The sequence below is a fragment of the Streptomyces microflavus genome (assembly GCF_014650075.1).
Classification (GTDB): Bacteria; Actinomycetota; Actinomycetes; order Streptomycetales; family Streptomycetaceae; genus Streptomyces; species Streptomyces microflavus.
Genome location: NZ_BMUG01000005.1, coordinates 472,612 through 491,284 on the forward strand (window position 1 = coordinate 472,612; position 18,673 = coordinate 491,284).

Here is an 18,673-nt window from a genome sequence, read left to right on the forward strand (position 1 = left end):
TCCTCGTCGGCTACGCACTAGGGACGATCTTCTTCGGATAGCCACTCACGCACTATCCAGCCCCCGGTTGCTTCGGCGCCGGGGGCTTTCGGCGTGTAACCACCGAGCAGAGGAGAGCGCAAGTGATCAACACGCCTACCACCATCCACACCGCCGACGGCTCGTCGGTGACCATCACCCGGCGCGGGCTGGAGTTCGATCTCGAAACCCGCAACGCCCGGGGCGAGACGATCAGCACCGTCGTGATGAACGAGGCGGACGTGAGGGCGCTGCTGGACAGCGCGGACGACGAGCTGTACGGGAGGGCCGCGTGAACGCCCTGGAGAAGCTCAAGGCGTACGTCCTGGCCCACTACGAGGACTTCCCTCCGGCCTACATGGCGGCTCTCATGCCGCAGATCGAGGCGGAGGTGAAGGAGCTGTACGACGTGGTAGCTCACGAACTGGCGGAACGCGTCCGCGCGGACGTCGGGCACATCAGCTACGGATCCGCCACGGACTACGCCAACCGGCACGCCGACCTCATCGACCCGGAGGTGCCCTGATGGGAACCCACATCGGCCGCTCCTGGGAGGGCCCGAGCGACATCGAAGCCCTCTGCCCATGCCCCAAGGCGCCCTGCGGTCTCGTCGACATGGGCAACATGAGTGACGAGTGCAAGCAGCACCCGCCGGAGAACACGAAGACGATCCGAACGAGTCACCGACCGGAGGACTGCCCGGAGATCGGACGGGACGTGGTCGTTGCGATGGGCCGGACCATCAAGGCGCGGGAGGCGGTCGTCAAGGCGGCCGACGAGTGGGATGGCGTCTACTTCTCCTTCGAGCTGGACGACGCCATCGACGACTACCGGGCCGCCGTGGAGCACGAGGCCGCGGAACGGATCCGCAACTCGGAGCGCCTTCGAGACTTCACCGACGACCATATGGGCGACTGCAACGCGGCTGCCGACGAGATCGATCCCGACGTGGAGGAGACCACATGAGCGCATGGGCTGAACTGATCAACGCCGACGGCTCCGACGAGTGGCTGGAGCTGTGTGGCCGTGCGCTGAAAGAGGTGCAGGAGGAGACGCTCCGCCGGGCAGCATGGAAGATCCGCGGCATGGAGGACGGCGTGATCCGCATGGCCGGTCGACGAGTGTCGGACATCGACGTCGTGGCCGACCTGATCGACCCGGAGGCGACGCGATGACCTTCCCCACCATCACCATCTACTCCCGAGACGTGCGCAAGCTCCGGGAGTTCATCAAGCGCCCCAACGGCTCCATGATCGGCGAAGACCTGACCGTCGACGCCGTGGAGGGCGACGGCTTGATGTTCAAGCTGCGTCCCCGGTGGATGTGCGAGCCGGCGCGAGTGAAGGAGGCGGAGCGCATGCGGTACCTCGTGCTGAGCAGGGCGTACCGGGCCCTTCGCGACCTGGGCGACGACGAGGGTGCCGCGCTGCTGAACGAGATCGCGAACAAGGAGTGGACGGTATGAGCACCATCGACGCCGGCGAGCCGTCGCCCGAACTGGCGGCCGTCGAAGCCGACATGCAGCGCGTGGACCTGTTCCGACGGGCCCACGCGCTCGTGAACGACCTGGAGTGGGGCGACACCGTGGGCGTCTACGACGTGCTCCAGGTGGCGCGGTTTCTTGAGGAGAAGGAGGAGAGCTGATGAAGGACGCACTTTGGGATGGAGTGCTGAGCGTCGTCGACGGGCTGACGAAGAACGAGCCTGGCCACTTCAGCTCGCGTGACGTCGCCAACTACAGCGACGACGAACAGGCCGTCACCTGCCAGATGAAGATGGGCCAGGACGACGGGACGTCGCAGGTGTACGACATCACGGTGTCCGTCAAGGTTCGCGAGGACAGCGCCGATTGGTACTGGGCCGGGAACGGAGCTGCGCTCCCGGGCAGCGTCGAAGAGTCGCGACGGGTCGTCGTCGAGGGGAACCACTACGTCATCGGGAGCGGTGGCAACGGCGGGTTCGGTGGGCGCCGGTTCGACATCGAGTTTTTCGACGGGCGCCGGGTCACGACCCACGATCTGTGGTCACAGGGCACCATCCCGCCGAAGCACCGCGAGCGGTACCCGGACAACGCGCGATTTGCCCCGCAGCCGGAGCGGTCGCGGTTCACGGCGTTCGATCTGCTGATGGAGGAGGACTGATGTGCAGCAACCGTGACTCACGAACTGGCGGCTGGGCCGTCACTTCGGACTACGCGAACCCCGGGACGCTTTGCCTGGAGGTTGACGAGGGCGGCTACATCGTCGTCCACAACGAGAGCCCGCTTACCGTGGCGCAGCTCCGTGCGCTGTCGAACGTGCTGGACGAGGCAGCCGCCAACCTGGCTGCGGAGATGCTGGAGGAGACCCCATGAGTATGGCCGAACTCGTAGCCGCCGGCGCCCCTGAGCTGCCGGAGGGCTACTTCTACCGGATCCGCGAGACGTCGATTTCCAACCTGAAGGTGGAGATTCGACAGCAGAAGGGCCGCTGGCGGTCGAAGCTCATCGCCGACACCTACGTCGTCCACAAGCCCGACGTGCCGGCGGAGGAGTCCGTCGTCAGGGCTTGCGAGCGAGTGTTCGAGACGTGGCAAGGCGCCGCCGCGGAGCGAGCCGCGTACCGCTCGTCGCTGCCATTCCTCGGTGACCACGACCCGCGGGGAGGCCGCTGACATGGGTTACACCCTCGCCGATGCCATCCGCGCTGGCTTCGAGCGCGACCACCCGAACGGTAAGAACACCCTGCTCTGCGTTGGCCTGTGCCGGCGCCGCAAGGACCGGGAGGAGTTCCGCAAGCTGCCGACCCACGGCCGTGCCGCTGCCTGCCTGGACTGCGAGGGCTACGGCATCGGCATCGGCGGCAACCGGCTGTGGGACCGGACCTACGCCGACCGGATGGCGTGGAACCTGGAACAGGCCCGGGAGAAGCTCCGCATGTACCAGCGGTACGCCGCCAAGCTCCGGGCGGAGCGGTACGACGGCCACTGGGTCAAGGCTCTCGCCGTCAGTGGCGTCGTGGCGCAGATGGCTGAAGCCCGTGAGAAGCACCTCTGGCGCGCCGTGGAGGCCCGTCGGCAGAAGTGGGCGCCGCTCATCACAGAGGCCCTCAGCAAGGCACACACGCTCAAAGAGGAGGAAGCGTGGCAGACCCCGACGACCTGACGGCAGATGTTCAGGACTACGCCCTGGGAACCCTGGCGGAGTGGATCAAGGGCTACACCGTTCCGGAGGAGGGACCGCAGCAGAAGTGCACCCTCCTGGCTGCGGCGGAGGACGGACGCTCGATCGACGTTCAGATGGAGACCTGCGACCCCTTCCCGTCCGATCCAAAGGTCTTCCGCATCTGGCTGGAGGTGGAGGCGCTGTGACCACCCCTCTTCCGGGAGATTTCGCCCTGACCCGCATCGAAGGCATCACCGGCCGCTTCGTCGCTGCCGGCCAGGCCCTCGTCGGCGACGCTGCACCGGTCCAGCACGCGTTTCTGTACGTCGGCAACGGCATGGTCGTCCAGGCGATGCCCTCCGGAGCGGAGCTGATCCCGATCGAGGAGGCAAGCTCCGTGGTCCAGTGGTCGACGGGACACTTCGACCTCACCGAGGAGCAGCGCGACGCCATGGTGGTGGAGGCCGTCGCTCTCGTCGGTACTCCGTACAGCTTCCTGGATTACGGCTCGATCGCCCTCGCCCACTACCGCATTCGCCCGGCGTGGGTGAGGGACTACGTGGCGTCGACGGGCCATCTGATCTGCTCCCAGCTCGTCGACGAGGTCTACCTCCGCGCCGGCGTGCATCTCTTCGACGACGGACGGTTGCCCGGGGACGTGACGCCGGGGGATCTCTGGAAGCTGCTGCATCCGCGGCGTGTGACATCGACGGACCGAGACTTGAGGAGGCTGGCCCATGGGTGAGCGATGCGGGACCGAACCGACCGTCGAAGAGCTGGAGGCGGAGTACGAGCACAGCCAAGACGAACGCATCGAGCGCTACTACCAGGTCTGGGATGCTCGCGAGATGGCCGGGCGCATCGTCGACCTGGAGGACGAACTCGGTGGAGTCACCGAGGAGGGCCTCTGCACCGGTATGCACGCCGATGTGGCGGAGGCTCAGGCGGAGATCGAGCGACTGAACGGTGAGGTCGCGCAGCTCCGCAGTGCGTGGAAGGTGTCGACCGCAACACGAGAGTCGTACCGGCGGATCACCCGGGACCTGAACGGGGCGGTTCGGGAGCTTCTCAGCGCGTGTGCGGAACGCATGCACGAGCGCGACCGTTACCGCCTCGCCTGGCTCTCCGCCCGTCGACGTGCCGCGGACGAGGCCAACCTCGGCATGGAGGCCGTGGAGCATCTCCAGGCGGAGGTGACCCGGCTTCGCGCGCGGCTCGACTTCCGCGAGTCGACTCGCGGAGCATCGGAGTCCACCGAAAGTTCCTGACCTTCGACCGTCACATCCGGCGCTTCCGTCGACATACCTAATACAGCGGGAAACGCCGCTCACCACGCCACTGACGAGAGGCACTCACACATGGCCAACAACCTCGTGTCCATCTTCCAGACCGACCCCGACGCCAAGCCCCGCCCGAAGCAGAACTTCTCCAACGACACTGTCGGCCGCTTCCGCGCCGGCCGCCTCGTCGGGAAGACGCCGGAGAGCCTGAACGAATGGCGGGTGACGACCGGTGACCCGGAGGTCGCCGACGTGATCGCCGGCCTCATGGGCGGCGAAGTCGAGGAGTGGGACACCGAGAAGGAAGACAACCTCCAGATCCTCACCATGTCGAAGTCGGTGGAGATCATCATCGACAACTCCGACGCGATCGACGCCTCCATGAAGAAGTTCGGCTTCTCCGGCCTGGAGCACCACTGCGACGGGGTCAAGTTCCTGTCCGACGACGACCCGACGCTGGTCGGCACCGCCTGCGGCTGCCCCCCGATGCTGGAGGACCGCAAGGCACGCGCGAAGAGCGGCAAGGGGCCGAAGCCGTCGATCGACCTGACGTTCGCCCTGGCCGCCCACCCGGAGGTCGGCCGCTTCCGCTTCAACAGCGGCGGCTGGAGCCTCGTCAACGTCCTCCACGAGGTCATCGAGTCGATCGACACCGTCGGCGGGCGCAAGGAGGACGCGGACGGCAAGGTCACCGACATCGGCCAGCCGGTCCGGGCGACGCTGACCATCGAGCACGTGGCCTACACGACGAAAAGCGGGCGCGACGTCTCATACAACATGCCCGTCATCAAGGTGCTGGGTGTCGCTGAGGTCGCCCAGCCAGCGGACCTGGCGAAGGCTGCCTGACCTACCGCACACCACGTACGGCGCCCCTTCCGAATAGAGGTTGGAGGGGGCGCCGTGGTCACGAGAATACACAGCGAAGAGGAGAGAGACATGGCACGCACACCCCTGACCGACTTCACGGGCGCGGAGATTCGCCCCGGGCTGCTCGTCGTCTACGCCACCCGACGAGGCAACCGAGTCCGGCAGACTGAAGCAACCGTCGTCGAGACCAAGACGAACCGCGCAGCCGGCCGAGTCGTCCCGGTCCTCACCGTCCGCCCCACGGGCCGCGAGTCCGGCATTAGCGCCCGCAAGACGCTCGACCTGCGCACCATCGGCGCGGAACACGTGGTCGTCATCGGCGACGCCCCGACCGCCTGACCGACGCACCACCTGGCCCCCGCGCAGCGACGATGCGGGGGCCTTCCGCTTGGCATTCATGGAGGAGAGAGCATGACGGAGCAGACGTTCAAGGTCGGCGACAAGGCCACGCACCGATACCACGGGACGGTGGAGGTCACGTACGGCCCGTACAAGGACTCGATGGGCGAGACCCTCTACATGATGCGCTTCTCCGGCGAGGCGGAGCAGGCGGTGTCTCCGAGCATGCTGACGCCGCTCCCTGCCTTCGCCGTCGGAGACGTTGTCACCCTGTCGACCACCGGGAGCCGCGCCACGGTGGAGTACGGCCCGTTCGATGACAGGGACGTCTACCTCGTCAAGCTCGTGGAGCCGCCGGCCGACGTCGACGGTGCGTGGACGTTCACCGCCCTGGCGCACATCATGACGAAGGTGGTGGAGCCGGAGCCCGTCAAGGTCGGCGACCGAGTGAAGGTGCTAGTCGCGGACCCGGGAAATTCTCTGTCGGTTCGCTTCGTGGACCGAGTCGGCGTCCTGGACCGTGTGGGGGCCGGCCGCACGAGTACCCCGTATCTCGTCAAGTTCGGCGACGGTCCGCACGGAGCGGCAGACGGCACGTGGTACTGCGATTCGGTGGAAAAGGTCGGCGATGAGACGTCGGCCGACACGTTCGAGTACGACGGCGTGACGTACGAGTACGGCGTCCGCTACACCGACAACGACGGCGACCCGTGGACGTTCAAGCGCTCCACTGTTCACGGTCAGCCCGTGTCCGACAACAGTTCGTGCTTCATCGGTGACTCGATCGCCTCCGCCGTCCGCGACTACGGCCCCCTGACCAAGCACACCGCCTGACCTCTCGCCCCCTGCGCCCACGTGGCCAGGGGGCTGAGTGCGTAGGAGCACGGCCGAGACGAGGAGAAGAACATGGCATCGGCACAGTACGAGACCCGCACGGAGACGGTGGAGAAGACGGTCGTCGTCCTCACGCTGACGGAGGGCGAGGCAGACGCACTCCGGGACATCGTCGGGGCCTCCGACGGTACCCGGACGATGGCCCGCATCTACGAGGCGCTGTCAAATCCGACATCGCCCGCGCAGCCCGCTCCGGCGGCCGAGACGTTCGAGTACGACGGCGTGACGTACGACCTGAACGCGAAGTACAGGGACCGAGACGGGGACGTCTGGTCCTTCACAGGGAAGCTCAGCGGCAGCGGTGTTCCGCGCGTGACGCACACCGGCTACGCCGACAACTACGACACCATCGCAGAGATCGCCGACAACTACGGCCCCCTCACCAAGGTCACCCCGTGACCGCCATCCACACCGTCGACGCCGCCAACGCCCCGGCCCTGGGCGACATCAGGGCCGCCGGCGATGAGGCCGTGATCCGGGTGCGGAGGAACGCGACGGAGCGCGAGGACTTCGTGAAGTACTGGGAGGCCGTCGGGGTCGCGTTCATGCGCGGGGCCGTGGTCGAAGTGATCAACAGAGGGGAGAACTGATGGAAGACAGCTTCGGAACGCCGATCGAAGAAGGGGACTACGTCCTCTCCGCCGCATCGTCGTCCAGCTACTTCAAGCTAGGCGTCGTCTACTTCGCGGCATCCGGCCGCCCGATGATGGAGGTCACGCGCTCCAACTGGTACCGCGGAGCGAAGCGCAGTGAGGTCGGGTCCAACGTCCTCGTGCTCCGCAAGGCGGACGGCACCGTGCCGGCGTACGTGACGGGTGAGGCGGGCTGATGGCGACGAACGGAAGCCTCAGCGACATGGAGCAGTGGAGATCCGTCGTGGAGTACCGGACTCGGAAGTCGAACCCGGAGAGCACCTTCCAGAACCGATTCGACGTCCCTGCGTACCTCGAAGAGTGGGACGAGGAGATCCACATTGACACCCGCGGGCCGTACCAGTCGGCGGGTAACGCGCGGAGCCAGGCGTCCCGAGATGCTGCGAGCCGACCCAAGCAGGTGCACGGCGGTTGGGGGCCGAACCCGCGCATGAGCACAGCGCGCGTGGTCCGTGTGTACGTCGAACGAGCCGCACTTGCGTGGGAGCCGTTCGACGAGCGCGACCCGGAGACGAAAAAGTGGGGCGGCCGATGAACCACGACCCCACCCTCCGCATCGTCCGGGCCGTACCCGACGAGGGGCCTGTCACCTTCAGCCAACCGCGCAGCGTGTATGCCTCGTGGCCGTGGCTGACCGAGGAGTTCATGAGGGAGATGGAGAGCCAGTGAGCGAGCGACCAGTAACCCCCGGCGGCCCGTGGGTGAACGCCGGAGCCTTCGAGGTGCGCACCTTGATGGCCGACCCGATCGGAACCATCCGCGTCCGGCCGGTGTCGTCGGACGTACCGCGCCGATTCAAGGACTGCGACGGCGACACGTGGTCGGAGTACGAGCCGGGCATGTTGCGGCTGACGGAGTGCGCGGGCGACAGGAACCAGTACACCGGGATCGAAGACTCGATTGAGGACGTACAGGCCGACCACGGCCCCCTCACCGAGATCCGCCCCGACGTCGACGTCCGTGCGCTCCTGGCCGACGTGCTGGAGGAGCTGGCAGAGAAGTCGTGGGACGCGCGAAGCCTGTACGACCTATTCCGCGACAAGGCGCGGGAGCTGCGGGAGGAAAGCGCATGAGCATGAACGACCAGTGCGCCCCGTACCGCGCCAAGCTCAAGGCCGAGCCCTTCGCCTCCATCGTTCCGGACCGTCGGCCGGTGGTGAAGGTCCACGCCGGCATCGGACTGGCGAAGCTGGCCGTCGGCTACGAGGAGTTCAAGGGCGCGCGCGGGGGCGAGATTTACGGCCGGACCGCTGACGGCTGGGAGCTGCTGTACCGCGTGGAGTCGGGAACGCAGTTCGAAGACCTGCCGTGGAGAAAGGAAGAGACCACATGAACGATCGCGAGATCACCGACCTGTGGGTGGAGATCGTTCGGGACATCGGACCGTCCTCCGCCACCGCCGTGCAGCGCCTCATGACCGGCATGGCAGAGCGGCAGGAGACCCGCATCCGGGCGCAGGTAGCCGACGACCTCCGCACCAAGGCCGCCCGCGACTGGCCAGCAATCGGCCGACTCCTGGAGCGCATCATCGCCGTGGTGGAGAGGGGGCCGAATGGCGAACCCGTCGAAGGCTAAGGGCACCGCGTGGGAGTCCGCCTGGACCGCCTACATCCGGGAGCACCACACTCCGACCGCCCATCGCAACGTGCAGATGGGCGCGAAGGACATCGGCGACGTCTCGGGCTACTTCCTCCACGCCGCGGAACTGAAGGCGGAGAAGACCATCACCCTCTCCTCCTACATCGCGCAGGCCAACAAGGAGGCCGTCAATGCCGGCCAGCCCTATGGCTGCGCAGTGATCAAGAGGCGCATGAAGGGAACCGCCGACGGCTACGTGGTGCGCGATGTGGCGACGGATGTTCGGCTGATGAACCGCATGCAGGAGATGGAGGGCGCGCTCCAGGACGTCGCCTTCGACCGCTGGTACGCACTCGACAAGCAGCACAGGGAGGCGGCGTGAGCGACGCACCGCCGTTCGTCGGGAAGAACGGCGACACGAGTTACGACGGTGTTCCGGAGTTCCACTTCGTGGGCGGCGTGCTTCACCTCTGCCATGAGGACGATCACTACTGCCCGACGGGCGCTTCCGAGGGAGGAGGCATCGTGAAGACCCGCATCGAGTTCACGGCGTTCGTGGACGTCGACACCGACGAACCCATGACGGACACCCTGGTGCGTACGTGGGTGCGGTCCGCTCTACACCTGGGCGACAAGCAGGCTGACCGATTCACATCCACGCTGGACGACGTCACGCGCGTCTCGCTCGTCAGCGACAACGAGTAGCCCGCGCAAGTCGACTCACGCAAGGCCCTAGCCCCCGGCGACTTCGGTCCCGGGGGCTGAGTGCGTAGCGAGACCGCCCACCACGAGAGGAGAGGCCGATGGCGAGCAGGTTCGACCCGTACAACGACGAGCTGTGGAACTGCTGGTGCCCGCTCTGCATGGACCTTGCCAGCGCTCACGCACGGCACACCCCTAGCGCCCTGGACGCCGCTTCCGAGGAGCTATTCGAGGCACTGGAGGCGGGGATCCACGCACACCAGAAGCCGCGCGTATCTCTGACGAAGTGGGAGCCGCTGAAGTACCGCGATGACGGCTGGAAGATGCGCGAAGGAGTCGGGATGGGCGTCACGCCGGGTGGAGTGACTGGTAGTGGGCGGCGAGCGAACGCACGGAGGGAGAAGCAGTGCGACTGACCGAGATCCTGGGGCGCCTGAGCGGCGTAGAGGAGGACCACGACGGATACCTGGCCTTCTGCCCCGCACACAACGACCGTCGCCACCCGTCGCTCAAGTTCACGCTCAAAAACGACGGCATGCTTCTCATGGTCTGCCGGACAGGCTGCGAGAAGGCAGACATCCTGAAGGCGGCCAACCTCACGGCCGCGGACCTGTACAACGTCGATGGCCAGGGAGCCCGCACCATCTCCGCCAAGCTGCCGGAGACCGTCGGCCCCGGAGAGACCGCCGGACTCCGCATGTTCGTCGACGAGACGTCGGCCGCACTGGCAACGTCGGACGAAGCGATGACCTACCTGGCCGACCGCTTTGGCCTCACCGTGGACCAGGCGGAAGACCTGGGCGTCGGTTACGCGGTACCCGGTGACCGCCCGCAGCCGTGGCTCTCCCGTGGCTTCACGAGGCATCCTCGCATCACTGTCCCACTGTACGGCTTCGACGGCGTCGCTCGTGGACTCCAAGGCCGCGACATCGGCGGCAAGTGCCCCGCGCGCTGGGTGTCGCTGACGAACCCCGACGGGCGGACGTGGGCAAAGTGGGGGCTGCTCCGTGGCGGCGCCGGCTTCGACACGGTCCTCATCACCGAGGGCCCCGGCGACGCACTGACAGCTGTCGGGGCGGGCTATGACGCCGTGGCTGTCCGCGGTGCCGGGCTCGCTCGGAACGCCGCCCTGGTATCCGAACTGGCCGCAGGGCTGCGGGACCTGGACGTCATCATCTGCGGCGACCGGGACCGGGCGGGAGCGGGCTTCACCGACTCCTTGGCGGAGGCCCTCATCAAGGCGGGCGTCATGGTACGGCGACTGGAGATCCCGCACGAGGGCGACGACCTGACCGACTGGCGGAAGCGGGACGCGGAGGCGTTCCCCGCTGCGCTGCACACCGCTGTCCGCTCCGCCCCGGTCGTCGACCTGACACCGGAGCCCACTCCCGAACCGCCGAAGAAGGAGGTAGACATGCCCGCGACCGACGCCGCCCTGGCGGAGATGGACCTCAGCTCCCGCCAGCTCTTCGACAACTCCGACGTCGGTGTGGCCGTCCGCCTCCGCGACTTCATGGCGCGCGACGGGGGAGGAGTGCGGTACGCCGGCGGTCTCGGTTTCCTCGTCTGGGATGGAACGGTCTGGGTGCCGGGGGCTGAGCGGGTGCGTAGCTCCCTTCACCTCCTGGGCGCGGAGCTGCTGGCATCGGGCGAGGACGCTGACCGTCGCCTGGCGCTCAAGGCGCTGACCAACCGCAGCATCGACGCCGTTATGAAGGAGCTGCCCTCCGTGCCGGGCGTGCCGGTGGAGGCGAGCGACTTCGACGCCCGTCACGATCTGCTCTCGGTAGCGAACGGCACCATCGATCTCCGCACAGGCAAGCTCCACCCGCACACTCCTGACGACATGATCACGAAGCGTCTCGCCGTCGCATACCGTCCCGACGCCCCGACGGAGAGGTGGAACCAGTTCCTGACGGAGGTGTTCCCCGGCCACCCGGACCTGCCGGCGTACATGCAACGCCTCGTTGGCTACGGCTGCACCGGGTCGACGTCGGAGCATTGCTTCGCCTTCATGCACGGGCAGGGGAGCAACGGGAAGAGCGTCTTTCTGGACGCCCTGATCTACGTCTTCAAGGGGGTCACGCAGGCGACGCAGTTCTCTACCTTCGAGAAGTCGGTGAGCGTCGGCCAGGCGTCACCGGAGCTGGCCTCTCTCCGCGGTGCGCGGCTCGTGACGGCGTCGGAGACCGAGAAGTACAGCCGCCTGGCGGAGGCTCTCGTGAAGCAGTTGACCGGCGGCGACCCGATCACGTGCCGCTTCCTGAACCAGAACCCGTTCACCTACGTGCCGTCGTTCCTGCTCATGGTCGCCGGGAACTTCAAGCCGGCCATCCTGAGCCAGGACGAAGGGACGTGGCGCCGGGTCAAGCTGATCCCGTTCGATGCCACGTTCTCCTACGCGCTGGGCAACAAGGACACCACGCTCCCCGCCAAACTCCGCGAGGAGGCGGAGGGCATCCTCGCGTGGGCTGTGGCCGGCGCCGTGGAGTGGTACGCGAACGGGCTCGGTGAGCCCTCCTCCGTCGCCACGGCCACGCAGGCGTACCGGGAGTCGGAGGACCGGCTCCAGGAGTTCCTGAATGCATGCTGCGTCCGTGGGGACGGCGCGCGAGTGGCTCCCATGGCGATCCGACGCACCTACGCGGAGTGGGCTGAGGACGCCGGGCTTGACCGGAAGGAGCGGCTGAGCGGCTGGGCTCTCGCGGTCGAGCTTGAGTCCCGCGGATTCACCAAGGACAAGCGCAAGGGTTCCTGGGGCTTCAACGGGCTGCGGCTCATGACGGACGAAGAGCGCAGCATCGCGAGTCGACTCGCGGAGGACGTCGAAGAGACGCCCGAGGACACCGGTTCGACCGACATCTTCAACCAGCCGAAGGAGGCAGCGTGACCGAGGAATGGCGGTCTGCTCCTGGGTGGCCGAAGTATCGGGTGAGCGACGGCGGGAGGGTGATTGGGCCGGCGGGCCGTGTCTTGAAGCCCGACACCATCAAAGGCGGCTACCAGCGTGTATCCCTGTGCGCCACGCCGCGCGTGTGGCGAATCTCGGTGCACCGCCTGGTGCTGCTCACATTCCGCGGCCCCGCCCCGAGTAGCACCTGTGTGGCCCGCCACCTAGACGACAACAGCCAGAACAACGCGCTCGTCAATCTCCGGTGGGGGTCGCGCAGCGAGAACGAGGGCGACAAGGTGCAGCACGGTACATCGAACCGTGGCGCTGGCAACGGTCGGGCAAAGCTGAGCGACGACGATGTGCGGGAGATCCGACGACGCATTGGAGCCGGCGCGACACAGGTTGCCGTGGCCCACGCCCCGGGCATTCCCGCAGTCACGGTCAACCACATCCATACCGGACGGACTTGGGGGCACGTCGCATGAAGTACTTCCCGTACACCATTGCCGGCGACGAGACCATGACCCGCGTCCCGGAGACGGCCGCAGACTTGGACGAGTTCCGTCGCTGGGTGGAGCGTAAGGCCCGCGCGGGGGAGATGGTCGGGGCGGACACAGAGACGACCGGACTCGACACCTTCAGCCCGACGTACCGCCTTCGCACGGTACAACTGGGCGACGCCCGAGACGCGTTCGTACTTCAGGTGGAGGACCGCCCGCTGATGCAGGAGGCCGCCCGTTGGGCGCTCCTGGCGCTTCCGCGGCTGGTGTTCCATAACGCCACCTTCGACCTGCTGGTCCTGGACCGGCACCTTGGCACTCCACTGGAGGTGCTGGGGCCGAAGGCGACGGACTCCAAGATCGTCGCCCACCTGTACGACTCGCGCCCGTCCCACGAAGGCGGGTACGGCCTACGGCTGAAGGAACTGTGCGCCAAGGACGTCGATCCGTCGGCGCCGGATACACAAGAAGACCTGACGAAGGTGTTCCACTCCATCGGCGAGACGAAGGCCAGCGGATGGGCCGCAATCGACATCAACCACCCGACATACCTGGCGTACGCGGGACTGGACGCGATCCTCGTCTCTCGCCTCCTGCCGGTCCTGGAGGAGCGTCTCCGCTCAGTCGGCGTGGCACAGCGCCTCGTAGACTTCGAGCACCGCGTGATGCTCGTCTGCGCCAAAATGGAGCGGCGCGGGATGCTCGTGGACCAGCCGTACGTAGCCGACCTCGTGGGCCGGCTGGAGGAGGAGGCCAAGCTCCACGCGGGCAAGGCGACGAAGTACGGCGTGACGTCGGTGAACTCTCCGAAGCAGGTGGCGACGGCTCTTGTCGGCATGGGGGAGACGCTAACGGAGACCACTGACAGCGGCGCTCTGAAGGTGGATAAGTCCATCCTGCTGGACCTGGCGGACCTGGACGAGCAGTGGCAGCCGCGCGGGGCCCGGAAGGCGAACCCGCTAGCTGACGCCGTGCTCCGCAGCAAGCGCGCGGGTAAGTGGTCGACGTCGTACGGCATCGCCATGCGCGACGGCCTGGACGTCAACGGGCGCATCCACCCGAAGATCAACAGCCTCCAGGCCCGAACCGCCCGCATGTCCATCTCCGGTCCCCCGCTGCAACAGCTGCCGTCAGGGGACTGGACGATTCGCCGCGCACTCCTGGCCGACCCGGGGATGCGGATATTCAGCATCGACTACAGCGCCGTGGAGATGCGCGTTCTGGCTGCCCTGGCCAACGAGACCACCATGAAGCGCGCGATCACGGAGGGGAGAGACCTCCACGACTTCACCGCGGAACTCATCTGGGGCCCGAACTTCACCAAGCGGCACCGCAAGATGGGCAAGGGCGTGGGGTTCGGCAAGGTCTACGGGGGAGGCGCGACGACCCTCAGTAGGCAGACCGGCGCCCCGCTGGCGGAAGTGAAGACCGCCGTCGCCGCGTACGACCGGGTGTACCCCGGCGTCAAGCGCTACTCGCAGAAGCTCCAGCGCGAGGCACGCCGAGACGGCTACATCGTCTGGACTCCCGTCGGCCGGCGACTCCCGCTGGACCGGGACCGTGTGTACGCGGCCACCAACTACGCGGTGCAGTCGACCGCGCGGGACGTCCTGTGCCAGGCGGTGTTGGACATGGACGACAAGGGCCTGACGGACTACCTCCTCCTGTTGGTGCACGACGAGGCTCTTGGGTGTGCTCCCGAGGACATCGCTCAGGACGTCGCCCGCGAGGTGGCGGAGACAATGACGATGGACTTCTTCGGGGTTCCGCTGGACGCGGATCTGAACGACGCCGTATGGGGCCGCTCGTGGGGCGGCGGTTACATGAAGAAGGCCTCCACCATGATCGCCAATGACTCCTGGTACGCGGCCAACCCTGACGAGGCTCGGGCGGCAGAACGGGCCCGGAAGTGACGCCCCGTCGACTACCTGCCCCAACCGCACGGCGCATGAACGCAGTTGACCGACGGGTGGCGGAAATGCGTCCCTCCGCCATCCGGCTTACGCGACGACACTGTCCCATTACGCCCCCTATGCGCAGTGTGGAGCCCTCTCCGGCCCTCTCCCGTCGTGACGTACTGCGACGGTGGGAGGAGCTGGAGTGGTGGGCCTGTGTCTACTGTGACGCCTCATTCGACCGGATGGTTGTAGCAGAGGTGGACCACGTTGTTCCGCTTGCGAAGGGCGGCGTGCACGAGTGGGCCAACCTCGCGCCGGCGTGCGCTACTTGCAACCGGTTGAAGTCCGATCGGGACATGTCCGACTGGCTGGCACTAAGTGCAGGTCAGCCGTGCACGGAGGGCCATGTGGCGATCACGCGCAGTGCCCAGGACGCGGACACAGAAACTCCATGAGATTACGAAATGGTCACGAAGACGTGGAGGCCCGTGTCTTGTGTCGGCCGACAAAGCCGCAGGTCGGATGGGTCGGCCGACACAAGTATGACTAACTCTGCGTACCGGATGACCCGTCAAACCGGTACATACCCCTAGTAACACCCGTCGGTAACCGGCCGCATGATGATTGCCCGTGGAGGGTCAGTGACCTACAGTCTCGAACACGTCAAGGAAGTACAGCATTTGACCACCTTGGTCGACGCGATCAGTCGTGATCTGACCGAGATCCGCCACTTGCTGAACGTCTACGACGACGCAGTGACCATGCCGGGACGGACGCCCGACGTGGACGCGGACGGCACTGGCCGGAAAGCAGATTCCGGTCCCTCTCGCCCGACGGAGCGCACGGCGCTAGATGAGGCCCGTGTAGCTCTACAGCAAGAACTGGATACCGGTGTCGCGCACCTCACCCGAGCGAGGGCCTACGTGCTCGGCACCACCGCAGCTATGGACCGGGCCCTTGCCCTCTGGGAGGGGGAGGAGCCGGACCTCAGTACGGGGGAGAGCCCATGCTCGTCATCACTGGACCGCAGCGTACGCCCGACGAACGGGGCGACCTGATCGAGATGTCCGCCTTCCTGGGGGCGGCCCTCATGACGGACCGCCCCACCTTCGCCGACGTCACTGGCCTTCTCCGGATGGCCGGCTGGGACTGCTGCGCGCAGGCCCTGGCCGACGTCGGCATGGCCTCCGCTTTCGGATGGCCGATCAAGGATCTGCCGGCCTGACCTCCGCGAGTCGACTCACGGATCTACCCATCTGACGAACCCCGCACAAGGGGCCGGCTCGGTGCGCCCTGATGCCCGGCCCCTTGTGTGGCGCAGGTCACAAAAGTCGACCGTCACATTCTCGGCCTCCGTCGACATACCTAATGCACACGACCCAAGGAGCACTCATGGCAACGCCCGTCGACACCTCCACCATCCTCGCCGCTCAGGCCGGCGACTCGGACGCCATGTGGACCGTCCTGGAAGCGCACGAGCCCCTCCTCAAGAGCCTCGTCCGTACCGTGGCGCCGACCGCGAACGCGGAGGACGCGGAGGATCTGCTCCAGGAGGCCCGTGTGGCACTCATGGAAAAGCTGCGCGACTACTCCACGGATGCGACGGCCTCCCTGGCGACGTACGCCCGCAGCGCCGTACAGCGGGCGGTGTCGGCCTACCACCTGAAGTCGTCGCACCCGCTCTCCATTGAGCCGTCGACGGCCATCACCGTGAAGCATGCGTTGTGGTTGGCGGAGGGCAACGTTGACCGCGCCTGGACCATCGTAGAGGCAACGGGCGAGATGCCGCGTGAGCGCTTCGTGAGCATGTGTGAAGCCTTCATGGAGAGCGTGGGCTTTGACCAGCCCTCTTACCGGGGCGTGCCGGGCACCAACCAGGAGCTGACGGTGGGCGACGTCCTTGTGGATACCTCGCTGGACCCCCTGGAGCCCTCGCAGCGTCGCGACACGGCCCGTCGCCTTCTCTCCGTCATCAACCCCCGCCAGTCATTCGCGCTACGCGCCTTCTACGGCATCAACATGCTGACGTTGACGGACGAGCAGACGAGCGACGAGCTGGGGCTGTCCGGCCGCGGAAAGTGCGCGGCCCTGCGCCAGCTCCGCAAGCGGGGCGTCGAAAGCGCCCGCACGCAGGCAGAGCGCTTCGGCATCGTTGCATGAAGCACTAACTCACCTAGGAGACCGACATGTACCCATCCCTTGACGACTACGACCTCCAGGGCGTCCGCCCCGAGGAAGCCGCCCTCTGGGGCGGAGACATCCTCCTGGCCGTCGAAGCCCGATCCGACGGAGAACCGCTGGACGGCCTGACCTTCGACTGACCTCCGTGAGTCGACTCGCGGAGCTAGCTGAACCGACAGAGGAGAGAGCATGACCGAGTACAAGATCAGGTGCGAAAACTACACGGGCGACACCCTCATCGTTCGCCGGCGAGGCGAAGAGATCGAGTTCGTGGCCCGTACGGGCAGCAACGACGTGCACAGCGTCTACCCCTCGCCCGACGCCGCCCGTACCTTCGCCCGCAGCATCCTGGCCCTTGCCGACGAGGTGGACGGGGGAGAGGTGAAGGCGGAGCCGGCGTCTGACAGCCGTCCGAAGATGGGCGACCGTGTCATCGTGATCGAGGACGACCCGTACACGCCCTACCTCGTGAAGTTCGGGGAGGAGGGGCACGGGGACGTCGGCGGCACCTGGTATTGCCAGCGTGTCGAGAAGTTGGCCGACGAGCCCGAGCCGCTCGCGTACTGGGAGAAGGATCTCCTGGAGTCCAAGCCGAAGGTCGGTGACCGAGTTCGCATCCTTCGTCCGGAAGACTGCTACCGCCCCGGGAAGACGGGCAGTCTCGGACTGTTGACGGAGATCGACTCCACTAGCTGCCCCTACAGGGTGCGCACCGACGACAGGGAGATCGTCTGGGCATACGAGGTCGAGACCGTCTCCCCGTCGGCCGTCGCCATTACCACTCCCACCCGCGAGGCATACCTCCACCGGGCCGCCGAACTTCTGGGCGCCAACCCGTACTCCGCACATGACCTGATGCGGCTGGCCGACTACCTGGCGGGAGAGAGCGCATGAGCGACATCAAGGTGGGCGACCGGGTTCGCGTGGTTTCCGAATACACAGACGGCACCGGCAGCATCAACGGCAGGGTAGGGGCGATCACTCGAATTGACTCTGGCGATGTCGTCTTCCCATACAGGGTGCTCCTTGACGGAGACTCCGAGTACGACGCCACATGGGTGTACGAGGTGCGGCCCCTGGAGCACACTCCGGCACATGCTGACCGTGAGTCCCTCGTGACCCTCGCCAAGACCCTCCTGGCCGGCACCCCGCACACCGTCGCCGACATCATCGCGATGGCCAACTTCCTGGCCGGCGAGTAGCAGCCCATCAAGGGCCCGGGGCTTCGGCTCCGGGCCTTTTCGCGTAGCTCCGTGAGTCGACTCACGGAGGAGCTTGTGTCGGCCGACACAAGTGTGTCATAGTGAGGTCACGCCAGGGACTCACGGAGGGTCCGGCGGGAGGAGAGCGCTATGGACACGCTTGTGTGCAAGTGCGGAGCGCGCACCCATGAAGAGCACCTGAATGCCGCTGGCGCGGGTCATGTCTATAAGCCCAATAAGGCAGCGAGTCAGGTCCGGAAGTAGCCGAAACGCCCTCCGGGGCGTCCGCGGGGACTGGCCTACCCGCGCTGATGAGGCAGGCCGTAGGAGGAGAAACCATGAACTCAGAAACGCGCCGTACCTTCCGCATGGCCGCCGTGGTGTTCGCACTGTGTGGGGTGTCCATGCTGCTGACCTCGTCCGCCATCGCTGCCGGAGCGCTGTGGCTCTCCGCAGCCATCATCTTCATCGTGACGTGCGTGAGTAGCCGGACGGCTCCGAAGTAGCACCTCCGCCCCGGATAGGT

Annotated in this window: 38 protein-coding genes and 1 other RNA gene; all 39 read left to right on the forward strand. The window is 66.7% G+C overall.

The features are described from left to right. Positions 1 to 122: 122 nt before the first annotated feature. Positions 123 to 314 carry a hypothetical protein gene (locus tag IE264_RS17355; RefSeq protein WP_032754625.1) on the forward strand — a complete coding sequence of 64 codons (192 nt, stop codon included), beginning with the start codon at positions 123 to 125 and terminating at the stop codon, positions 312 to 314. Beyond that, complete coding sequence (locus tag IE264_RS17360) at positions 311 to 544, forward strand: hypothetical protein (protein WP_032754629.1); 234 nt, start codon at positions 311 to 313, stop codon at positions 542 to 544. The genes IE264_RS17355 and IE264_RS17360 overlap by 4 nt, the downstream gene beginning before the upstream one ends. Continuing rightward, positions 544 to 984: a hypothetical protein gene (locus tag IE264_RS17365; RefSeq protein WP_032754632.1), complete on the forward strand. Its 441-nt coding sequence runs from the start codon at positions 544 to 546 to the stop codon at positions 982 to 984. Before IE264_RS17360 ends, IE264_RS17365 begins: the two co-directional genes overlap by 1 nt. Next, a complete protein-coding gene (locus IE264_RS17370; RefSeq protein WP_032754635.1) occupies positions 981 to 1,193 on the forward strand; it encodes a hypothetical protein in 213 nt (70 codons plus the stop codon). Before IE264_RS17365 ends, IE264_RS17370 begins: the two co-directional genes overlap by 4 nt. Further along, on the forward strand, positions 1,190 to 1,483 hold the full coding sequence (locus IE264_RS17375; RefSeq protein ID WP_032754637.1) for a hypothetical protein: 294 nt from the start codon (positions 1,190 to 1,192) through the stop codon (positions 1,481 to 1,483). The genes IE264_RS17370 and IE264_RS17375 overlap by 4 nt, the downstream gene beginning before the upstream one ends. Continuing rightward, entirely contained in the window at positions 1,480 to 1,662 is a 183-nt protein-coding gene (locus IE264_RS17380; protein WP_032754641.1) for a hypothetical protein, read from the forward strand. The genes IE264_RS17375 and IE264_RS17380 overlap by 4 nt, the downstream gene beginning before the upstream one ends. Further along, complete coding sequence (locus tag IE264_RS17385) at positions 1,662 to 2,159, forward strand: hypothetical protein (RefSeq protein ID WP_158706492.1); 498 nt, start codon at positions 1,662 to 1,664, stop codon at positions 2,157 to 2,159. The genes IE264_RS17380 and IE264_RS17385 overlap by 1 nt, the downstream gene beginning before the upstream one ends. Further along, complete coding sequence (locus IE264_RS17390; protein WP_032754644.1) at positions 2,159 to 2,371, forward strand: hypothetical protein; 213 nt, start codon at positions 2,159 to 2,161, stop codon at positions 2,369 to 2,371. Before IE264_RS17385 ends, IE264_RS17390 begins: the two co-directional genes overlap by 1 nt. Beyond that, the gene (locus IE264_RS17395) at positions 2,368 to 2,670 is read left to right on the forward strand and encodes a hypothetical protein (RefSeq protein WP_158706493.1); all 303 of its coding nucleotides are present in this window, start codon (positions 2,368 to 2,370) and stop codon (positions 2,668 to 2,670) included. The genes IE264_RS17390 and IE264_RS17395 overlap by 4 nt, the downstream gene beginning before the upstream one ends. Further along, positions 2,642 to 3,160 carry a hypothetical protein gene (locus tag IE264_RS17400; protein WP_158706494.1) on the forward strand — a complete coding sequence of 173 codons (519 nt, stop codon included), beginning with the start codon at positions 2,642 to 2,644 and terminating at the stop codon, positions 3,158 to 3,160. The genes IE264_RS17395 and IE264_RS17400 overlap by 29 nt, the downstream gene beginning before the upstream one ends. Then, positions 3,139 to 3,366, forward strand: a complete 228-nt coding sequence (locus tag IE264_RS17405; protein ID WP_032754652.1) for a hypothetical protein — start codon at positions 3,139 to 3,141, stop codon at positions 3,364 to 3,366. The genes IE264_RS17400 and IE264_RS17405 overlap by 22 nt, the downstream gene beginning before the upstream one ends. Next, a complete protein-coding gene (locus IE264_RS17410) occupies positions 3,363 to 3,905 on the forward strand; it encodes a C40 family peptidase (RefSeq protein ID WP_063605720.1) in 543 nt (180 codons plus the stop codon). Before IE264_RS17405 ends, IE264_RS17410 begins: the two co-directional genes overlap by 4 nt. Then, positions 3,898 to 4,428 carry a hypothetical protein gene (locus IE264_RS17415; protein WP_032754655.1) on the forward strand — a complete coding sequence of 177 codons (531 nt, stop codon included), beginning with the start codon at positions 3,898 to 3,900 and terminating at the stop codon, positions 4,426 to 4,428. Before IE264_RS17410 ends, IE264_RS17415 begins: the two co-directional genes overlap by 8 nt. Before the next feature lie 90 nt (positions 4,429 to 4,518). Beyond that, entirely contained in the window at positions 4,519 to 5,286 is a 768-nt protein-coding gene (locus IE264_RS17420) for a recombination directionality factor (protein ID WP_032754656.1), read from the forward strand. A gap of 90 nt (positions 5,287 to 5,376) precedes the next feature. Continuing rightward, on the forward strand, positions 5,377 to 5,646 hold the full coding sequence (locus IE264_RS17425; RefSeq protein ID WP_032754659.1) for a hypothetical protein: 270 nt from the start codon (positions 5,377 to 5,379) through the stop codon (positions 5,644 to 5,646). Positions 5,647 to 5,718: 72 nt separating this feature from the next. Continuing rightward, positions 5,719 to 6,480 (forward strand): phiSA1p31-related protein, encoded by a 762-nt coding sequence (locus IE264_RS17430; protein WP_032754662.1) that lies wholly within the window; start codon positions 5,719 to 5,721, stop codon positions 6,478 to 6,480. Positions 6,481 to 6,552: 72 nt separating this feature from the next. Next, positions 6,553 to 6,939: a phiSA1p31-related protein gene (locus IE264_RS17435; protein WP_032754665.1), complete on the forward strand. Its 387-nt coding sequence runs from the start codon at positions 6,553 to 6,555 to the stop codon at positions 6,937 to 6,939. After that, on the forward strand, positions 6,936 to 7,130 hold the full coding sequence (locus IE264_RS17440; RefSeq protein ID WP_032754668.1) for a hypothetical protein: 195 nt from the start codon (positions 6,936 to 6,938) through the stop codon (positions 7,128 to 7,130). The genes IE264_RS17435 and IE264_RS17440 overlap by 4 nt, the downstream gene beginning before the upstream one ends. Next, complete coding sequence (locus tag IE264_RS17445; protein ID WP_032754670.1) at positions 7,130 to 7,369, forward strand: hypothetical protein; 240 nt, start codon at positions 7,130 to 7,132, stop codon at positions 7,367 to 7,369. The genes IE264_RS17440 and IE264_RS17445 overlap by 1 nt, the downstream gene beginning before the upstream one ends. Further along, positions 7,369 to 7,728 (forward strand): hypothetical protein, encoded by a 360-nt coding sequence (locus IE264_RS17450; protein ID WP_032754672.1) that lies wholly within the window; start codon positions 7,369 to 7,371, stop codon positions 7,726 to 7,728. The genes IE264_RS17445 and IE264_RS17450 overlap by 1 nt, the downstream gene beginning before the upstream one ends. After that, on the forward strand, positions 7,725 to 7,862 hold the full coding sequence (locus tag IE264_RS17455) for a hypothetical protein (RefSeq protein WP_190167664.1): 138 nt from the start codon (positions 7,725 to 7,727) through the stop codon (positions 7,860 to 7,862). The genes IE264_RS17450 and IE264_RS17455 overlap by 4 nt, the downstream gene beginning before the upstream one ends. 65 nt (positions 7,863 to 7,927) lie before the next feature. After that, positions 7,928 to 8,266, forward strand: a complete 339-nt coding sequence (locus IE264_RS17460; protein ID WP_190167657.1) for a hypothetical protein — start codon at positions 7,928 to 7,930, stop codon at positions 8,264 to 8,266. Beyond that, a complete protein-coding gene (locus IE264_RS17465; RefSeq protein ID WP_158706496.1) occupies positions 8,263 to 8,526 on the forward strand; it encodes a hypothetical protein in 264 nt (87 codons plus the stop codon). Before IE264_RS17460 ends, IE264_RS17465 begins: the two co-directional genes overlap by 4 nt. Continuing rightward, positions 8,523 to 8,768 (forward strand): hypothetical protein, encoded by a 246-nt coding sequence (locus IE264_RS17470; RefSeq protein ID WP_032754678.1) that lies wholly within the window; start codon positions 8,523 to 8,525, stop codon positions 8,766 to 8,768. Before IE264_RS17465 ends, IE264_RS17470 begins: the two co-directional genes overlap by 4 nt. Then, positions 8,746 to 9,153, forward strand: a complete 408-nt coding sequence (locus tag IE264_RS17475) for a hypothetical protein (protein WP_032754680.1) — start codon at positions 8,746 to 8,748, stop codon at positions 9,151 to 9,153. Before IE264_RS17470 ends, IE264_RS17475 begins: the two co-directional genes overlap by 23 nt. Continuing rightward, positions 9,150 to 9,476, forward strand: coding sequence for a hypothetical protein (locus tag IE264_RS17480; RefSeq protein WP_032754681.1), 327 nt, complete (start codon positions 9,150 to 9,152; stop codon positions 9,474 to 9,476). Before IE264_RS17475 ends, IE264_RS17480 begins: the two co-directional genes overlap by 4 nt. 98 nt (positions 9,477 to 9,574) lie before the next feature. Beyond that, positions 9,575 to 9,889, forward strand: a complete 315-nt coding sequence (locus tag IE264_RS17485; RefSeq protein WP_032754684.1) for a hypothetical protein — start codon at positions 9,575 to 9,577, stop codon at positions 9,887 to 9,889. Next, entirely contained in the window at positions 9,880 to 12,363 is a 2,484-nt protein-coding gene (locus IE264_RS17490; RefSeq protein WP_032754686.1) for a phage/plasmid primase, P4 family, read from the forward strand. Before IE264_RS17485 ends, IE264_RS17490 begins: the two co-directional genes overlap by 10 nt. Further along, the gene (locus IE264_RS17495) at positions 12,360 to 12,851 is read left to right on the forward strand and encodes an HNH endonuclease (protein WP_078657358.1); all 492 of its coding nucleotides are present in this window, start codon (positions 12,360 to 12,362) and stop codon (positions 12,849 to 12,851) included. Before IE264_RS17490 ends, IE264_RS17495 begins: the two co-directional genes overlap by 4 nt. After that, a complete protein-coding gene (locus tag IE264_RS17500) occupies positions 12,848 to 14,779 on the forward strand; it encodes a DNA polymerase (protein ID WP_032754689.1) in 1,932 nt (643 codons plus the stop codon). The genes IE264_RS17495 and IE264_RS17500 overlap by 4 nt, the downstream gene beginning before the upstream one ends. A gap of 119 nt (positions 14,780 to 14,898) precedes the next feature. Continuing rightward, the gene (locus IE264_RS38670) at positions 14,899 to 15,219 is read left to right on the forward strand and encodes an HNH endonuclease (RefSeq protein ID WP_352396383.1); all 321 of its coding nucleotides are present in this window, start codon (positions 14,899 to 14,901) and stop codon (positions 15,217 to 15,219) included. Between the two features lie 165 nt (positions 15,220 to 15,384). Further along, the gene (locus tag IE264_RS38800; RefSeq protein WP_418952697.1) at positions 15,385 to 15,822 is read left to right on the forward strand and encodes a DUF7169 domain-containing protein; all 438 of its coding nucleotides are present in this window, start codon (positions 15,385 to 15,387) and stop codon (positions 15,820 to 15,822) included. Next, complete coding sequence (locus IE264_RS17510; protein WP_032754692.1) at positions 15,771 to 15,989, forward strand: hypothetical protein; 219 nt, start codon at positions 15,771 to 15,773, stop codon at positions 15,987 to 15,989. The genes IE264_RS38800 and IE264_RS17510 overlap by 52 nt, the downstream gene beginning before the upstream one ends. Before the next feature lie 167 nt (positions 15,990 to 16,156). After that, on the forward strand, positions 16,157 to 16,924 hold the full coding sequence (locus tag IE264_RS17515; RefSeq protein WP_032754695.1) for a sigma factor: 768 nt from the start codon (positions 16,157 to 16,159) through the stop codon (positions 16,922 to 16,924). Positions 16,925 to 16,950: 26 nt separating this feature from the next. Continuing rightward, complete coding sequence (locus tag IE264_RS38415; RefSeq protein WP_267884099.1) at positions 16,951 to 17,085, forward strand: hypothetical protein; 135 nt, start codon at positions 16,951 to 16,953, stop codon at positions 17,083 to 17,085. 49 nt (positions 17,086 to 17,134) lie between these two features. Then, on the forward strand, positions 17,135 to 17,839 hold the full coding sequence (locus IE264_RS17520; protein ID WP_032754698.1) for a hypothetical protein: 705 nt from the start codon (positions 17,135 to 17,137) through the stop codon (positions 17,837 to 17,839). Continuing rightward, a complete protein-coding gene (locus IE264_RS17525) occupies positions 17,836 to 18,147 on the forward strand; it encodes an SH3 domain-containing protein (RefSeq protein WP_032754700.1) in 312 nt (103 codons plus the stop codon). Before IE264_RS17520 ends, IE264_RS17525 begins: the two co-directional genes overlap by 4 nt. A 262-nt stretch (positions 18,148 to 18,409) precedes the next feature. Beyond that, an RNA gene (locus IE264_RS17530) (hammerhead ribozyme type II) lies at positions 18,410 to 18,473 on the forward strand. Between the two features lie 12 nt (positions 18,474 to 18,485). Next, on the forward strand, positions 18,486 to 18,653 hold the full coding sequence (locus IE264_RS17535; protein WP_158706498.1) for a hypothetical protein: 168 nt from the start codon (positions 18,486 to 18,488) through the stop codon (positions 18,651 to 18,653). Positions 18,654 to 18,673: the final 20 nt, after the last annotated feature.

Coding starts and splice junctions, on each gene's coding strand:
- IE264_RS17370 (WP_032754635.1), top strand. CDS start 981: ATGAGCGCATGGGCTGAACTGATCAACGCCGACGGCTCCGACGAGTGG.
- IE264_RS17475 (WP_032754680.1), top strand. CDS start 8,746: ATGGCGAACCCGTCGAAGGCTAAGGGCACCGCGTGGGAGTCCGCCTGG.
- IE264_RS17515 (WP_032754695.1), top strand. CDS start 16,157: ATGGCAACGCCCGTCGACACCTCCACCATCCTCGCCGCTCAGGCCGGC.
- IE264_RS17460 (WP_190167657.1), top strand. CDS start 7,928: ATGGCCGACCCGATCGGAACCATCCGCGTCCGGCCGGTGTCGTCGGAC.
- IE264_RS17465 (WP_158706496.1), top strand. CDS start 8,263: ATGAGCATGAACGACCAGTGCGCCCCGTACCGCGCCAAGCTCAAGGCC.
- IE264_RS17365 (WP_032754632.1), top strand. CDS start 544: ATGGGAACCCACATCGGCCGCTCCTGGGAGGGCCCGAGCGACATCGAA.
- IE264_RS17485 (WP_032754684.1), top strand. CDS start 9,575: ATGGCGAGCAGGTTCGACCCGTACAACGACGAGCTGTGGAACTGCTGG.
- IE264_RS17380 (WP_032754641.1), top strand. CDS start 1,480: ATGAGCACCATCGACGCCGGCGAGCCGTCGCCCGAACTGGCGGCCGTC.
- IE264_RS38800 (WP_418952697.1), top strand. CDS start 15,385: ATGATTGCCCGTGGAGGGTCAGTGACCTACAGTCTCGAACACGTCAAG.
- IE264_RS17395 (WP_158706493.1), top strand. CDS start 2,368: ATGAGTATGGCCGAACTCGTAGCCGCCGGCGCCCCTGAGCTGCCGGAG.
- IE264_RS17445 (WP_032754670.1), top strand. CDS start 7,130: ATGGAAGACAGCTTCGGAACGCCGATCGAAGAAGGGGACTACGTCCTC.
- IE264_RS17520 (WP_032754698.1), top strand. CDS start 17,135: ATGACCGAGTACAAGATCAGGTGCGAAAACTACACGGGCGACACCCTC.
- IE264_RS17470 (WP_032754678.1), top strand. CDS start 8,523: ATGAACGATCGCGAGATCACCGACCTGTGGGTGGAGATCGTTCGGGAC.
- IE264_RS17455 (WP_190167664.1), top strand. CDS start 7,725: ATGAACCACGACCCCACCCTCCGCATCGTCCGGGCCGTACCCGACGAG.
- IE264_RS17525 (WP_032754700.1), top strand. CDS start 17,836: ATGAGCGACATCAAGGTGGGCGACCGGGTTCGCGTGGTTTCCGAATAC.
- IE264_RS17385 (WP_158706492.1), top strand. CDS start 1,662: ATGAAGGACGCACTTTGGGATGGAGTGCTGAGCGTCGTCGACGGGCTG.
- IE264_RS17450 (WP_032754672.1), top strand. CDS start 7,369: ATGGCGACGAACGGAAGCCTCAGCGACATGGAGCAGTGGAGATCCGTC.
- IE264_RS17500 (WP_032754689.1), top strand. CDS start 12,848: ATGAAGTACTTCCCGTACACCATTGCCGGCGACGAGACCATGACCCGC.
- IE264_RS17415 (WP_032754655.1), top strand. CDS start 3,898: ATGGGTGAGCGATGCGGGACCGAACCGACCGTCGAAGAGCTGGAGGCG.
- IE264_RS17420 (WP_032754656.1), top strand. CDS start 4,519: ATGGCCAACAACCTCGTGTCCATCTTCCAGACCGACCCCGACGCCAAG.
- IE264_RS17510 (WP_032754692.1), top strand. CDS start 15,771: ATGCTCGTCATCACTGGACCGCAGCGTACGCCCGACGAACGGGGCGAC.
- IE264_RS17430 (WP_032754662.1), top strand. CDS start 5,719: ATGACGGAGCAGACGTTCAAGGTCGGCGACAAGGCCACGCACCGATAC.
- IE264_RS17435 (WP_032754665.1), top strand. CDS start 6,553: ATGGCATCGGCACAGTACGAGACCCGCACGGAGACGGTGGAGAAGACG.
- IE264_RS17390 (WP_032754644.1), top strand. CDS start 2,159: ATGTGCAGCAACCGTGACTCACGAACTGGCGGCTGGGCCGTCACTTCG.
- IE264_RS38415 (WP_267884099.1), top strand. CDS start 16,951: ATGTACCCATCCCTTGACGACTACGACCTCCAGGGCGTCCGCCCCGAG.
- IE264_RS17535 (WP_158706498.1), top strand. CDS start 18,486: ATGAACTCAGAAACGCGCCGTACCTTCCGCATGGCCGCCGTGGTGTTC.
- IE264_RS17425 (WP_032754659.1), top strand. CDS start 5,377: ATGGCACGCACACCCCTGACCGACTTCACGGGCGCGGAGATTCGCCCC.
- IE264_RS38670 (WP_352396383.1), top strand. CDS start 14,899: ATGCGCAGTGTGGAGCCCTCTCCGGCCCTCTCCCGTCGTGACGTACTG.
- IE264_RS17375 (WP_032754637.1), top strand. CDS start 1,190: ATGACCTTCCCCACCATCACCATCTACTCCCGAGACGTGCGCAAGCTC.